Here is a 14,069-nt window from a genome sequence, read left to right on the forward strand (position 1 = left end):
TTGTGATGTTTAACAGATTTGGAATAATTGCGTTCAGTGTGCCGCTGCTTTATGCAGCGGCATGCTTTGCGCAATCGCCTGATCCAAACAGATTGAACCTTAAACCAGGTGCTACTGTTAAACTCAGGGCCAACGGTACAGGTGCTGCATCTTATCAATGGTTTAGAAATGGAGAAGCTATTTTAGGCGCTACTTTGCAAGATTATGTGGTAAATGCAGCCGGAAAATACACCGTTATTACCTTTAGTTCAGGTGGATGTAGTTCAGACCGCTCTGAAGAGATGGAAGTGGTTATGGAACCAAGGGTTTTAGCCGATGTTTCCATTATTAAAAGATCTGAAAGCAGGCAGGTAACGAATACGGAAGTATTTAAATACAATCTATTGGTTCGCAATAACGGACTGGGCATGGCGACTAATCTGCAGGTTAAAGACGAGCTTCCGGAAAATCTAATCTTTGTTAGTGTCGATCCTGCTAATGTTGGTGCCGTTAATTATAATCAGCAAACCAAAACGGTATTGTGGACTATACCATCTCTTGCTAATGGCAGTTTTGTAGAGCTGATCATTAATGTAAGGTCAGTTAAACCCGGTAAAGTGATTAATCGTGCTTCGGTTACCATTAATGAAACCGATCCTGATCTATCAAACAACGTGTCTATAGATAATAAGGACGTTATCGGACTTAAAATCCCAAATGTATTTACACCAAATGGTGATGGAAAGAATGAAACCTTTTTTATTGAGGGTTTGGACCTTTATAACGAAAATCAGCTTACCATTATTAACCGCTGGGGAAGCACGGTTTATGAAAAGAAGGGCTATCTAAACGATTGGACTGCAGATGGTTTGACAGATGGGACTTATTTTTATGTGATTAGGGTGAAAACTGCAAATACGCAATGGCAGGAATTTAAAGGTTACGTAACCGTAATGAGATAAATGAAAGTTAAAAGGTGAGGATATGAAAAAGATATTTTTAACAATATTGTTTAATTTGCTTTATCTCTGTCTGTTCGCGCAGCAGAATGCCCAGTTTGGACAATATATGTTCAATGGTCTTTACATCAATCCGGCTTATGCCGGCTATAAAGAAGAACTTTATATGCAGGCCTTTGTCCGGGCGCAATGGGCAGCTATTCAGGGTGCACCACAAACGCTTTCTTTATCTGTAGATGCTGCGGTTAAAGAAGAAAGTTTAGGGTTGGGTTTATTGGTGTCCAAAGATAAAATCGGCGCGCAGAATTCCCTGAATTTATCAGGTAATTTTGCATACCGGATTAAACTGGACCGTACTGCAACCAATATCCTGGCATTTGGTGTTGGCATTGGCGTAGTACAAATGGGATTGAACGGTAGTTTGTTGAATCCTACAGAAACCGGCGATAACCGGATTCCAACCGGATATGAAAGCAGAACTGTACCAGATATCAGGGCAGGGGTGCATTATTCGAACCAGAAATTATTTGTGGGCTTCTCTGCCAATAACCTGCTTACGCAGTATCTTCCAGTTTTTAGGAATAATAATCTCCTTAATATTGCCGCAAAGCCACATTTTTATTTAACGGCCGGCATGGTATTTCCCATGGATAACGACTTTACGTTCAAACCCACTTTTTTAATTAAAGACGATTTAAACGGGCCAACCTCGTTAGATCTGAACGCTTTTTTATTGATCAGGGAAAAGTTTTGGTTAGGTGCTGCGTATCGAACCTCTGTAAAACTTTATCCTAAACCGGCATTGTCAAATGACTTGCGTGCAAGAAGTGCCGTTGGACTGATTACCGAATTCCTTGTCCGCAACAACCTCAGGATTGGTTACGGTTACGATTATAGTTTAAATAAGCTGGGTAACTATGATTATGGCTCTCACGAGATATCTATTGGTTATTACTTGCAAACAGCAAAAAGCAGAAAGCCAAAGTGTTATTTTTGATGCCCTGGTTTTTACAATATCAGTGTCTATAGTCGTTTACATCGCTGAGCATATAGGATAAGCCGCCTGTTTATTCTGAAGAAATATCAGGGAGTCAATCTTCATGACTTTATTTTCGGAAGCCGTACGCTTCTTACTCCATTCGGTTGTTTGATTTTGTTCCCTTGCATAAACAAACAGAATGTCGATGTGTTATTATCCCATATCAAATTACTCATGCAACCGTTATATAAAAGAAATACCCATCAAGAAGTAAATGTTGGCGGTAACGCTGATTTATCGGATGATCAATTCTTTTTTACGACACTACAGCCCTATGACGGTGCTGCATTCAAAGCGCTCTATCAGAAATATTCTGCCGCTATTTATGGGAATATTATCAGGCATGTAGATAATGAAGAAAAAGCTAAACTAATTTTACAGCAAACATTTTGTGAAGTTTGGGAAGCTTTTCCGCAATTTGATCAAACTAAATTCAGAATTTTTACCTGGATAAATCAATTTGCCCTTCAAGCTATCAAGAAGTTTACGCTTTAAAAAGCGGTTTATAATCTGTAACATTTTTATATTCCATTCGAAATTGCTATAATTAAGGGTCTAAAGTCTAACCCAATTTGTATGCTCGAATCTCAAAAGGTGTTTTTGGTAAACGCTGTGTTAAACTATTTCAGCCAGTTGTCTCCGATATCATCAGAATTTATCCAGGAAATAGAAAAAAATGTGGAGCCGCTTCTTATTAAGAAGAATAAACACATTCTATCGCCTATTGATAATAATAATTGCGTTTTTTTTGTGGTATCAGGACTAGTAAGAGGTTTTATTAGAGAAGGGAACAAAGAAATTACCACCTGGATTAGCGCAGGCAATGAATTTGTTGGTGCCATTCAGCATCCGGGTGCTCCTCCCAAACCTTCTATTGAATATATACAGGCCTTGGCGAAATCAGAATTAGTTGCAATTCCATACCTATTAATTGATGAGCTTTATTCAAATTATCCTGAAACAAACATCATATGGCGAAAAATACTCCAATTCCAGTACCATGCAGCTTCAGAACGATCAATGCTTGCACGTATCCCGTCTGCCGAAAGGCGTTACGAGAAATTTATGGAGCTAAATTCTGTTGATGCATCCAGGGTTCCTTTGCGCTGTATGGCTACTTACTTAGGTATGCGCCTCGAAACGTTGAGCAGAATACGGAGTAAAATGGTTAGGCAGGTAGTATAATAGATCTAGTTAAAAAAAAAATACAACGCAGACGGCATTAGCATTAATTTTTAAAAATAATTGATCAAAAATACATTTCTTCATCAAATCTTAATCTTTCTACCGTAATATTGTAGACATAAGGGGTGAGAGCCTTATACAACTTCATAAGTTGAGAGCGTTAATTTAGATAAGGATGTAGCCAACTGGTTACATCCTTTTTTTCTTGGCTAGGGTATTTGGGCCGTATATGTTATTTCAACCGCTTTTTTCCGGTAATAATATTTGTTATTTATATTGTGAGGTCCCTTAAGTCGAAGGCTTTCCGGCGGAAAACCGAATCCGTTGATGTAGTGGCCAATTGATCAGTATTGATGGCTACTTCCGTATCCTGCGAAGCGAATCTGGATCGAACTCGCTGAATAAAAGGTGAAATAAAATGGAAAGGAATTTTATGCTAATCCGTAATGGGTAAGCTTTCTTGTTTTGGAAGGGAAATAAAAAAGGAACTGCCTAAATTTTTACCGGCGCTACTTGCCCATACTTTACCGCCATGCAGTTGCACCAGTGTTTTAACGATATATAGCCCAATGCCGTTAGAGCGTTCTTTTGCAGTGGGTACCGATGAGAGCTTGGCAAATTTCGTAAACAACTTGGTAATGTCTTCCCTGGTCAGGCCTAAACCGTTGTCTTTAAATTCGAATATAATACTGTTGGCTTCCTCGCTGCAGATAATCTCTATGGTTGCTCGTTCATGCGAATATTTAATTGCATTACTCAATAGGTTATTTAAAACGTCATTTATACGTTCCTGATCTACCTGGATATAGCCATCAGTTAGGCAGCTAATTTTAAGCGTTTGCTGTTTTTCTTTTAATGTAGAATCAAAAGTTGCAGCCGCTGCATTGATCAGGTCGATTACTTCGACCGTTTCAAATCTGAGATCTATGGCAGCATTTTCATTTTTAGCTTCATTCAGCAGATTGTTCATCGTTTGCTCGATGTTCCGGCCGGTTTGCTCAATTTTTTTACCTAGTGATACAAGTTTTTCCTGAGAGAGCAAGCCTTTATCTAAAAGTTGTCCGTAAGCAATCAGCGATGTGGCCGGGTTTTTCATGTCGTGTGCCAGTCGGTGCAAACGGTCATCGTAAGCGCGTACCGAAATGCGGTTAATGAGTCGCGATTCCAATTTTTCCAGGGTGATCCTGGCCAGCCATTTCAGTACCAACAGTTGGTCTTGTTCAATGTCATGCCTTGGCTTTTCGTCTATTACGCTTACGGTTCCAATTATAAAGCCTTCCATCGTAATTATTGGTGCGGCAGCATAAAATCTGATTCCATTGTCCATTTTAACGTAAGCATTATTGCTGATTTCAAGATAGGAATGGGTGTCCTCAATTAGGGTAATCTCCGTCGTTTGTGAAGCTACTGCGCATAAGCTATCTTCTTTTTCAATAACTGAGACCGGTATCGGGCTGGTATTTGCCTTAAAATATACTTTTGCTTCATCAATAAATGAAATAAATGATCCCGATGCTTTAAAAGTAGTCTTCGCTATTTCTGCAATCAGATCAAAGAGAAGTTCCGGAGGCGAATCAATAATATCATACCGCCTAAGTTTGTTTAGACGCTGTAATTCATATTCTGTTGTGTTATCTGAGGGTTTGCTAAACTTACTCATGAATGGAGGTTGTTTTAAAATTGCCAGATGGTCAAGGTTTTTAACAAATATAAACCAAAGAAGTTTTATTCTGTAATTTAGCTTAGCCAGATCAGGAATGTTTTAAATGGTTATTCGTAATCGTAAATATTTAGGTTGAGGTAAAAGGGGAGGAAGCATTTCAATTATTTTGAAACTATCGTAATGTTGGGTAACTCCATAATAATTTGGCTTGATGAGGTGTGATTTAACGGGTTAATAAATCAAAACCCCGTATAAAAGAAAAGAGATACTCCATCCAGACGTATCTCTTTTTTCTAACCAAATATAAACCTGTTATGAGCCAGGCTTTGTCTTTAACTTTCTTTCTAAACCTGGGTTTATCCGGAAAGTGATTTTATCTATTTCTATTAGTAACAAACATCGTTCCGTTTATTATGATACAAATATAGTAAAAAAAATGATAGTGTAAAAAATACACTAAGAAAATTTTAAGTATTTTTTTTGTCATTTTTTATTTCCTGTTCTTTTTTCAGAAGATTTCCGGAATTAAAATCATAATACAGCAAAGATAATGTAAAAATGTGTTAATAAATTGTTAAATAAGCTTGACTTGGGTGTTTTGTTTTTGGATTTTATGTCTTTTTTTGTTTTAAAACAGATTTTAAACATGTTATTAACGTATATTATTACTTTTTTAGGTTAATTAGTGAAATAATAAGCTGCGTTTTTTTGCTAATTAAATTCTTTTGTCTGTTTTCAGGACGCACTTTTATTGGTGAAACTTATTTTCAAAATAAAAAGGCAACATTATTTAATTAATGTTGCCTTTTATGATGTTGAAATTGCTTAAAGCAATTTTTTTGTTATAAACTAGCGTAGTATTCTACAAATTTAGCTAGTGCAGAAGAGTAACCCCATTCGTTATCGTACCAAGATACCACTTTAACGAAGTTGTCATTTAATGAAATACCAGCTTTAGCATCAAAAATCGAAGCGTGGTCATCGCCAATAAAGTCAGAAGAAACAACTTCGTCTTCAGTATAAGCCAATACGCCTTTTAATTCACCTTCAGAAGCTGCTTTCATAGCGGCTTTAATTTGCTCGTAAGTCGCTGGTTTTTCTAAACGCGCAGTTAAATCTACTACTGAAACATCAGCAACAGGAACGCGGAAAGACATACCTGTTAATTTACCTTTTAGCTCAGGTAATACCATGCCTACTGCTTTAGCAGCACCGGTAGAAGAAGGGATGATGTTAGAGAAACCACCACGTCCACCTCTCCAGTCTTTAGCAGAAGGACCATCAACTGTTTTTTGAGTTGCTGTTACCGCGTGGATCGTACTCATTAAACCTTCAACAATACCAAAGTTATCGTTTAAAACTTTAGCAATTGGCGCTAAACAGTTTGTAGTACAAGACGCGTTAGAAACAATCGTTTGATCTGCAGTTAATTTATCGTGGTTAACACCCATTACATAAGTAGGGATGTCGCTATCTTTAGCTGGAGCTGAGAAAACTACTTTTTTAGCACCTGCAGCAATGTGTTTTTCAGCGTCAACGCGGGTTAAGAATAAACCTGTTGATTCGATTACAACTTCAACACCTACAGCATCCCATTTTAAATCAGCAGGATTTCTTTCTGCAGTTACGCGGATGGTTTTACCGTTAACAACTAAGTTGCCGTCAACAACATCAATAGTACCATCAAATTTGCCATGTGTAGTATCATATTTTAACATGTATGCCATGTAATCAGGCTCGATCAAATCGTTAATCGCTACAATATCCAATCCTCTTTTTAATGCGGCTCTGAAAACCAGTCTGCCAATACGGCCAAAGCCGTTTATTCCAATTTTGCTCATTGTTTGTTAATTAATGTAATGTTTTAATAAATTTTGTATTGGTTCTTTAATGATGCTTTTAATGTTTAGGTCATACTTGCTGGCCGCCAACCTTAACCGGTCTTCGAGTTCGGCAGCTACCTTGCCTACAATATGCAGTTCACTATCTTTATGTTTCAGCCATGTAGGTAAAATATATATTTCGAAATATTTTTCAAATCCCTCATCAATCAATTTACAGATATACTCATGTTTACTGTTATGGGTAATAAAATCGAAAAACGAAGTCAGAAATATATTGGCCTGCGGCTTATTATAAATACGTTCTAATATCTGAGGACGATCCAGATTGTAGGTCAGTGTAAATTTTGCTTCAATATCCTTTGGCATTTTCTTGCTTAAAAATTCTTTCAGGAGTATTTTTCCGAAATAATTTGATGAGCCTTCATCTCCCAAGATATAGCCTAAGCCAAAATTGTTGTTCAGTGGCTTTTTTCCATCGAAATAGGCGCAATGTGCACCGCTGCCCAGCATACCAACAATACCCGGCTGATTATAACAGGCGGCTTTGGCTGCACCGAATAAATCATTTTCGACTACAATTTTGCTGTATCTGAAAAATGACGCCAGGGTTTTGGCCAGTACTTCTTTTCTATCTGATGATGATGCCCCGGCTGCAAAAAAATAGATCTTTTTGATATTTTCTGCATGGTTAACGAGGACAACCTTTTTATTTAGTATCTGTAAAATTGTTTTCGGATCAACAAAGCAGGGGTTTAAGCCTGTAGTATTGCAATGGGCTACTACCTGTCCATTTCGGGTTATTTTCCAAAATGCTGTTTTCGATCCGCTATAAACAACTGCTACCATATTATATTGAAAGTACCTCTGTCATTTCCATTAAATCGGGTTCGAGTTTAAAAGAATGAGCCGTTAACGCCTCTCTTATGCTGGTTAATTTTATCTCGTTTCCTTTTAAACCTACCATTTGCTCCGTTTCGCCTGCAATTAACGCATTTACTGCCGCAAAACCTAAACGACTGCCCAAAATTCTGTCGAAACTGCTAGGGCTTCCGCCTCTTTGAAGGTGGCCCAGAATGGTTACTTTGGTATCATAATGATCAAAGGTTTCTTTTACCTTTTTGGCAATATCGTAAGCGCCGCCCTGTTTATGGCCTTCAGCTACGATGACAATGCTCGATGATTTTTTTGTTGCCGCACCTACGGCCAGTTTATCAATTAATTCATGAACACTGGTTTCTCTTTCCGGCAATAATACCGCTTCGGCACCACTTGCAATTGAACTTCTTAGGGCAATACAGCCAGAATCACGGCCCATTACTTCTATAAAAAATAAACGGTCGTGTGCATCGGCAGTATCCCTGATTTTATCAATTGCTTCAATTACGGTATTAATAGCAGTATCATACCCCAACGTAAAGTCAGATCCTACTAAATCGTTATCAATTGTTCCAGGTATACCAATTACCTTAACCCCAAAAGTTTCTGAAAAACGTTTAGCTCCGGTAAATGTCCCGTCTCCACCAATAACCACCAGGCCATCAATGTCATTTTTCTTTAAGTTGTTGTAGGCAATTTGCTGGCCTTCGTCCGTTTTAAATTCTAAACAGCGCGCAGTTTTTAAAATCGTACCACCCAGGTGTAAAATATTACTTACAGAACGGGCATCCATTGGTTTTATGTTGTCGGTTATTAAACCCTGGTAACCTTGCATTACCCCAAACATGTTAATGCCGTGGTAAATTCCGGTACGAACAACAGCTCTGATTGCTGCATTCATCCCAGGGGCATCGCCTCCAGAAGTTAGTACAGCTATATTTTTTATATTTGGCTTCATCTTTATAATACGAATATAGTGTGTATTTTTTACACTAAGTAATTTATTTTATTTTTTTTACTTAATATTGAAAGTTATACCTTTATCTGCTTAAAATAACTAATTTTTACTTTGGAACAAATTTTACCTCATTTAGATTCCGTATTCTCGATAGATTGCGTTTTGTTCGGATTTGATGGTAAGGAATTAAAAATCCTGCTAATCGAAAGGAATGAAGAACCGTTTAAAGATTGGTGGGCATTGCCCGGTAATATTGTTGGTCCTGATGAAAGTTTAGATCAATCAGCCTCCAGGATTTTGTATGAACTTACCGGTTTGCGTGGTATTTATATGGAGCAGTATTATGCTTTTGGTGATCCGAACAGGCACCCGCAAGGGCGGGTAATCACTTTGGCCTACTATGCCTTGATCCGTTTGGGCGGAGACAAGGAATTACGCCCGATCAGCACTTATGCCAAGCGGGCCAATTGGCTGCCGATTACCGATCTGCCTAAATTGGCTTTTGATCACCAGAAAATTTACGATAAAGGATTAGAAAAAATAAAACGGCGGATCAAACACCAACCTATTGCGTTTGAACTCTTGCCAGAGAAATTCACCTTAACACAATTGCAGCACGTTTACGAACTGGTGCTGGGTAAAAAACTTGATAAAAGGAATTTTAGAAAGAAAATTGTAAGCTTTGGTGTGCTCAAAGAACTTGATGAAAAACAAAAAGGAGTTTCCTATCGTGCAGCTACCCTATATCGTTTTGATAAGCGTAAATATGCAAAACTTTTTGGCAAGGAGATTTCGTTCTAGCGGGTTAAGATTTGAGGGGTTAGATTTGAGAGGTTAGATTTGAGATGTGAGATTTGAGGTGGAAGGGTGCCAAAAGATAAAAACGAAAGCAGCATCGTCTGTTATAAATAGAAAAATCCCGGTTTGAATTTCAAACCGGGATTTTTTTGCTTGTATAATATGTTTTATACGGATCTGGACTAAGGACTCCAGACTTAGGACTAAAGACTAAGCCTTAGGTGCCAACTCTAAGTGATAATGTACCAGGTCGTCTATAGGCGAACGGATAATTTTGCCTACACCCATTTCGTAACGGTCGGCTACAATACTTAAAATATCGCGGAAACTATAACCTACAGAACCCACACAGTTTAATTTGTGGTCTTTATAGTTTGGATAGTGGATAACCAAAGCTTCAAAAAATGCGGTAAATGCATAATCGATCGTGCTGAAAGCATAATCTTCATAGTTATCTTTAAAATCGTATAAAAATTTACTAAAGCTTGCGCAGAAACGGTTCGGCAACGGCTTATTGTAAATATTATCGAAAATATCTTCGTTGGTCAAGGCATAATTATCATAAAAAGCTTCACGTAATCCTTTTGGCATATAACCTTTCATGTAATCGCTTAAAATGCGTTTACCAATATAAGAACCACTACCCTCATCGCCAAGGAAATAACCCAGAGAATCGATGTTCATGGTAATTTCAGTTCCATCGTAAAGGCATGAATTTGTACCTGTGCCTAAAATAGCGGCAAATCCTGGTTCATTTCCAAGCAATGCTCTGCAGGAAGCAAGTAAATCATGGCCCACAAAGATATTTGCATTGGTGAAAATCTGTTGCATGGCATCGGATACTATCTTAACATTTGCAGGTGTAGAACAACCGGCACCGTAGTAATAAACCGCTGTCAATTTTTCTCTTTCCAAGTGGTCTGGAAGAGTCTCATTCAAAGACTTTACAATGTACTCTCCTTTTGAAAAATATGGATTGTAACCTTCGGTGTTAAAGTAAATTTTTCTGCCGGCCTCGTTAATCAAACACCAATTTGTTTTGGTAGATCCGCCGTCTGCAATTACTATCATTTTTATTTATTTTTGGTTTTAGCACGATAAAAGTATAAAAAGTCTTATATTTTGTATCCTTTTTTTTAATAAATTTTTAACAATTTGTTGTTACTGAAAATTAAGTGTGTAAAAAATACACTATATAAGGCGTTTAATCGCCGAAAAACCTTAAAATTATACCAGAAAGGGCAGTGGTCTTTTTTTTAACGTCAACAATATTTTACAAGAAAATAGCCAGATGAACAAGCGATTTTTAGATTTTAGGAGTGATACGGTGACCAGGCCAACTGCCGGAATGTTGGATGCCATGATGAATGCAAAAGTAGGCGATGACGTTTTTGGTGAAGATGAAACGGTGCATGCTTTGGAGACGAAATTGGCTTCGATTTTTAATATGGAAGCCGGGCTTTTCTGCCCATCCGGAACGATGACCAACCAGATTGCCATCAAGTGTTTTACACAGCCTATGGACGAGGTCATTTGTGATCAGACTGCACATGTTTACCGCTATGAAATCGGAGGCATTGCTTTTCACTCTGGCGCATCGGTCAGGCTACTTCACGGTGAACGTGGAATCCTGACACCGGAGCTGATCGAGCCTGAAATTAATGAAGACAATATCCATTATCCTACATCCAGTTTGGTTGTTTTAGAAAATACAGTAAATAAAGGTGGAGGAAGTTGTTATACCTTATCGCAAATTGCACCCATTCATCACCTCTGTAACATAAAAGGATTAAAGCTACATTTGGATGGTGCCCGTGTTTTTAATGCACTCATGGCTACCGGCGATCAGGCCAGCGAATACGGTAAATATTTTGACGGGATTTCAGTTTGTTTATCTAAAGGACTCGGTGCACCAGTGGGTTCGGTATTGTTAGGTACTAAACAAATGATCCATAAAGCGCGAAAAATCAGAAAGGCTTTTGGTGGGGGCATGCGCCAGGCAGGTTTTTTAGCGGCAGCAGGTATTTATGCACTCGATCATCATATAACACGGTTAAAAGAGGATCATGCACATGCGCAGGCCTTGGCCAATGCACTGGCCGGCGCAAAATATGTAAAATCAGTAATGCCTGTTGAAACCAATATCGTTATTTTTGAAGTCGGAAAGGGATCGGCAGAGAAGGTTGTTCACCAATTAAAGGAAAAAGGGTTGTATTGCAATACCACCAGCGCCAGTACCATCCGTTTGGTAACTCACCTTGATCTGACTCCGGAAATGATTGATCAGGCAATTGAAATAATATTACATTTGTCTTAGATAGAGTCCTAAGTTGCAAGTATTCAGTCCTGAGTCAATATGTCTAATGAAATGCTAACCAAAATGCCCGAAAACTCCAAACTTCAAGCCCCAATCTCCAAACTTCTAATCGCTAACCGTGGCGAAATCGCTTTGCGGATTATGCGTTCGGCAAAGGAAATGGGAGTTAAAACAGTAGCTGTTTATTCTGAAGCAGACCGGAATGCGCTGCATGTGCGTTATGCCGATGAGGCCGTATGTATTGGCCCTGCGCCCTCTAACCAGAGTTATTTGGTGGGGGAAAAGATTATAGACGCCTGTAAGCTAACAGGCGCTGAGGCCATCCACCCGGGTTATGGGTTTTTATCAGAAAATGCCAGTTTTGCACAAATGGTTGCTGATGCCGGCCTTATTCTGGTTGGTCCTTCGCCACAGGCTATGGAAACCATGGGCAATAAATTAGCTGCAAAAGCCGCAGCATTAAAATATAATATCCCGATGGTTCCCGGAACGGAAGAGGCCGTTCAGGATGTAGATGAGGCAAAGCAACGGGCCATTGAAGTTGGTTTTCCGATCTTAATCAAAGCAGCTGCAGGAGGAGGTGGTAAGGGAATGCGCATTGTGGAGCGGGCTGAAGATTTTGAAGAACAGATGCAACTTGCCGTAAGCGAAGCTACTTCGGCATTTGGCGATGGCGCAGTTTTTATCGAACGTTATGTTACCTCTCCGAGGCATATTGAAATACAGGTTTTAGGCGATAGCCATGGTAATATCGTTCATTTATTTGAGCGTGAGTGTTCTATACAGCGCCGACACCAGAAGGTAGTAGAAGAAGCCCCCTCATCTGTGTTAACTGAAGAAATCAGGCAAAAAATGGGGCAATGTGCGGTAGATGTTGCGCGTTCTGTAAATTATACCGGAGCGGGTACAGTCGAATTTATTCTTGATGAAAACCTCGACTTCTTTTTCCTCGAAATGAATACCCGCTTGCAGGTAGAACATCCGGTAACCGAGCTGATTACAGGCATAGATCTGATAAAAGAGCAGATCAAAATTGCTTCAGGAGAAAAATTGAGTTTTAGTCAGGATGACTTAAAAATCAGCGGACACGCCATCGAACTGAGGGTTTATGCTGAAGATCCGGCCAATAATTTCCTTCCTGATATCGGAACTTTGCAAACTTATAATACACCCAAAGGTAACGGGGTAAGGGTAGATGATGGCTTTGAGCGGGGAATGGAAATCCCTATTTATTATGATCCGATGATTGCCAAACTGGTTACTTACGGCAAAGATAGAGGAGAAGCAATGGAGCGGATGATTAGGGCTATTGAAGAATATGATATTACCGGGATAGAGACTACTTTGGGTTTTGGTAAATTTGTAATGCAACACGAGGCTTTCAGAACAGGTAATTTTGACACACACTTTGTAGGTAAATACTTTAAAGCAGAAAGTTTAAAAAAGCAGGATGAAACAGAAGCACTGATTGCCGCTGTAATTGCTGCAAAACTGTTTGCTGAAAAAGAAGTGGGGTTAGGAGGTACAGCAATTAAAAATAGCTCCGATTGGAGGAAAAATAGATTAAAATATTAAATAGACGAATCGTCATTGCGAGAAGGCTTTTTCAGCCGACGAAGCAATCTTACACCTCTAGCTAGTAGCGAACGCATTAAGATTGCTTCGTACCTCGCAATGACGACCCTTGTTATTGTAATATGTCAATGGCAGTGAAGTGTAATGCAGTGGAGAAATTTATCCAGGTAGATCTCTCTCCCGAACGTTCGGGACTGCTCTTCAGTTGAGGACGAACAGTTGCGCGGGAATGACGGACTTTAAATAAATTATAAAATGTTCACAGGAATTATAGAAACACTTGGCGAGATTACTGCCATTAAAAACGATCATACCAATATCCACTTTACCATATCATCGGCAATTAGCCATGAACTGAAAATTGACCAGAGCGTAGCCCATAACGGGGTATGTTTAACCGTTGTGGCTTTACGTGATGGAACGCATACGGTTACCGCAATTGATGAAACCCTTAACAAAACCAATTTAGGTGGTTTGAAAGTGGGTAGTAAAGTGAACCTTGAGCGTTGTATGCAGATGAATGCCCGCTTAGATGGTCATATTGTGCAGGGCCACGTAGACCAGACTGCGGTTTGTATAAAACGCGAAGAACTTGATGGCAGCTGGGAGTACCGTTTTAAATATGATGCCGGCGCCGGAAATGTAACTGTAGAAAAAGGTTCAGCCTGTGTAAACGGGATCAGCTTAACTGTTGTAAATTCAGCTGATGACGAATTTTCAGTATTTATCATCCCTTATACTTTCGAACATACAAACTTACAGGAAGTTTATGTAGGCGATACGGTAAATTTGGAGTTTGATATTATCGGCAAGTATGTGGCCAGGTTGATGAATCGGTAAGTTATTTATTTTAATTTTTTAAAATTTGTTCAGTCA

Annotated in this window: 13 protein-coding genes; 8 read left to right on the forward strand and 5 right to left on the reverse strand. The window is 39.0% G+C overall.

The features are described from left to right. The first annotated feature begins 5 nt into the window (after nt 1-5). The 4 genes from BM107_RS09255 to BM107_RS09270 all read left to right on the forward strand — a co-directional run bounded on the left by BM107_RS09255 (nt 6) and on the right by BM107_RS09270 (nt 3,162). Nucleotides 6-941 carry a T9SS type B sorting domain-containing protein gene (locus BM107_RS09255; RefSeq protein ID WP_090982541.1) on the forward strand — a complete coding sequence of 312 codons (936 nt, stop codon included), beginning with the start codon at nt 6-8 and terminating at the stop codon, nt 939-941. 22 nt (nt 942-963) lie between these two features. After that, nucleotides 964-1,935 carry a PorP/SprF family type IX secretion system membrane protein gene (locus tag BM107_RS09260; protein WP_090982543.1) on the forward strand — a complete coding sequence of 324 codons (972 nt, stop codon included), beginning with the start codon at nt 964-966 and terminating at the stop codon, nt 1,933-1,935. 216 nt (nt 1,936-2,151) lie between these two features. Beyond that, complete coding sequence (locus BM107_RS09265) at nt 2,152-2,472, forward strand: hypothetical protein (RefSeq protein WP_090982546.1); 321 nt, start codon at nt 2,152-2,154, stop codon at nt 2,470-2,472. An 81-nt stretch (nt 2,473-2,553) separates the two neighbouring features. Next, on the forward strand, nt 2,554-3,162 hold the full coding sequence (locus BM107_RS09270; protein ID WP_090982548.1) for a Crp/Fnr family transcriptional regulator: 609 nt from the start codon (nt 2,554-2,556) through the stop codon (nt 3,160-3,162). Between the two features lie 436 nt (nt 3,163-3,598). Here BM107_RS09270 and BM107_RS09275 read toward each other — a convergent pair whose 3' ends face one another. From BM107_RS09275 to pfkA, 4 genes are all read right to left on the reverse strand, one after another. Next, nucleotides 3,599-4,822 carry a GAF domain-containing sensor histidine kinase gene (locus tag BM107_RS09275; protein ID WP_090982550.1) on the reverse strand — a complete coding sequence of 408 codons (1,224 nt, stop codon included), beginning with the start codon at nt 4,820-4,822 and terminating at the stop codon, nt 3,599-3,601. Between the two features lie 845 nt (nt 4,823-5,667). Beyond that, complete coding sequence (gene gap / locus BM107_RS09280) at nt 5,668-6,666, reverse strand: type I glyceraldehyde-3-phosphate dehydrogenase (protein ID WP_090982552.1); 999 nt, start codon at nt 6,664-6,666, stop codon at nt 5,668-5,670. Nucleotides 6,667-6,672: 6 nt separating this feature from the next. Continuing rightward, entirely contained in the window at nt 6,673-7,515 is an 843-nt protein-coding gene (locus BM107_RS09285) for a hypothetical protein (RefSeq protein ID WP_090982554.1), read from the reverse strand. 1 nt (nt 7,516) lies between these two features. Further along, the gene (gene pfkA, locus BM107_RS09290; RefSeq protein ID WP_090982556.1) at nt 7,517-8,503 is read right to left on the reverse strand and encodes a 6-phosphofructokinase; all 987 of its coding nucleotides are present in this window, start codon (nt 8,501-8,503) and stop codon (nt 7,517-7,519) included. A 111-nt stretch (nt 8,504-8,614) separates the two neighbouring features. Here pfkA and BM107_RS09295 point away from each other — a divergent pair, with 111 nt between their 5' ends. Then, complete coding sequence (locus tag BM107_RS09295; protein ID WP_090982558.1) at nt 8,615-9,304, forward strand: NUDIX hydrolase; 690 nt, start codon at nt 8,615-8,617, stop codon at nt 9,302-9,304. Between the two features lie 207 nt (nt 9,305-9,511). Here the strand turns inward: BM107_RS09295 and BM107_RS09300 are convergent, their stop codons facing one another. Then, nucleotides 9,512-10,372: an N-acetylglucosamine kinase gene (locus BM107_RS09300; RefSeq protein ID WP_090982560.1), complete on the reverse strand. Its 861-nt coding sequence runs from the start codon at nt 10,370-10,372 to the stop codon at nt 9,512-9,514. 220 nt (nt 10,373-10,592) lie between these two features. On the opposite strand from BM107_RS09300, the gene BM107_RS09305 reads away from it, so the two are divergent. From BM107_RS09305 to BM107_RS09315, 3 genes are all read left to right on the forward strand, one after another. Beyond that, on the forward strand, nt 10,593-11,618 hold the full coding sequence (locus BM107_RS09305) for a threonine aldolase family protein (protein ID WP_090982562.1): 1,026 nt from the start codon (nt 10,593-10,595) through the stop codon (nt 11,616-11,618). A gap of 63 nt (nt 11,619-11,681) precedes the next feature. Beyond that, nucleotides 11,682-13,193 (forward strand): acetyl-CoA carboxylase biotin carboxylase subunit, encoded by a 1,512-nt coding sequence (gene accC / locus BM107_RS09310; RefSeq protein ID WP_090982874.1) that lies wholly within the window; start codon nt 11,682-11,684, stop codon nt 13,191-13,193. A 255-nt stretch (nt 13,194-13,448) separates the two neighbouring features. Continuing rightward, nucleotides 13,449-14,033 (forward strand): riboflavin synthase, encoded by a 585-nt coding sequence (locus tag BM107_RS09315; RefSeq protein ID WP_090982564.1) that lies wholly within the window; start codon nt 13,449-13,451, stop codon nt 14,031-14,033. Nucleotides 14,034-14,069 lie beyond the last annotated feature (36 nt).

Source organism: Pedobacter suwonensis (assembly GCF_900111825.1).
In the GTDB taxonomy this organism is placed as follows: Bacteria; Bacteroidota; Bacteroidia; order Sphingobacteriales; family Sphingobacteriaceae; genus Pedobacter; species Pedobacter suwonensis.

Excerpts from the sequence above, each read along its gene's own strand:
- BM107_RS09270 (WP_090982548.1), top strand. The coding sequence starts at position 2,554 with ATGCTCGAATCTCAAAAGGTGTTTTTGGTAAACGCTGTGTTAAACTAT.
- BM107_RS09260 (WP_090982543.1), top strand. The coding sequence starts at position 964 with ATGAAAAAGATATTTTTAACAATATTGTTTAATTTGCTTTATCTCTGT.
- BM107_RS09275 (WP_090982550.1), bottom strand. The coding sequence starts at position 4,822 with ATGAGTAAGTTTAGCAAACCCTCAGATAACACAACAGAATATGAATTA.
- BM107_RS09315 (WP_090982564.1), top strand. The coding sequence starts at position 13,449 with ATGTTCACAGGAATTATAGAAACACTTGGCGAGATTACTGCCATTAAA.
- BM107_RS09305 (WP_090982562.1), top strand. The coding sequence starts at position 10,593 with ATGAACAAGCGATTTTTAGATTTTAGGAGTGATACGGTGACCAGGCCA.
- BM107_RS09265 (WP_090982546.1), top strand. The coding sequence starts at position 2,152 with ATGCAACCGTTATATAAAAGAAATACCCATCAAGAAGTAAATGTTGGC.
- BM107_RS09285 (WP_090982554.1), bottom strand. The coding sequence starts at position 7,515 with ATGGTAGCAGTTGTTTATAGCGGATCGAAAACAGCATTTTGGAAAATA.
- accC (WP_090982874.1), top strand. The coding sequence starts at position 11,682 with ATGCCCGAAAACTCCAAACTTCAAGCCCCAATCTCCAAACTTCTAATC.
- pfkA (WP_090982556.1), bottom strand. The coding sequence starts at position 8,503 with ATGAAGCCAAATATAAAAAATATAGCTGTACTAACTTCTGGAGGCGAT.
- BM107_RS09300 (WP_090982560.1), bottom strand. The coding sequence starts at position 10,372 with ATGATAGTAATTGCAGACGGCGGATCTACCAAAACAAATTGGTGTTTG.
- gap (WP_090982552.1), bottom strand. The coding sequence starts at position 6,666 with ATGAGCAAAATTGGAATAAACGGCTTTGGCCGTATTGGCAGACTGGTT.
- BM107_RS09255 (WP_090982541.1), top strand. The coding sequence starts at position 6 with ATGTTTAACAGATTTGGAATAATTGCGTTCAGTGTGCCGCTGCTTTAT.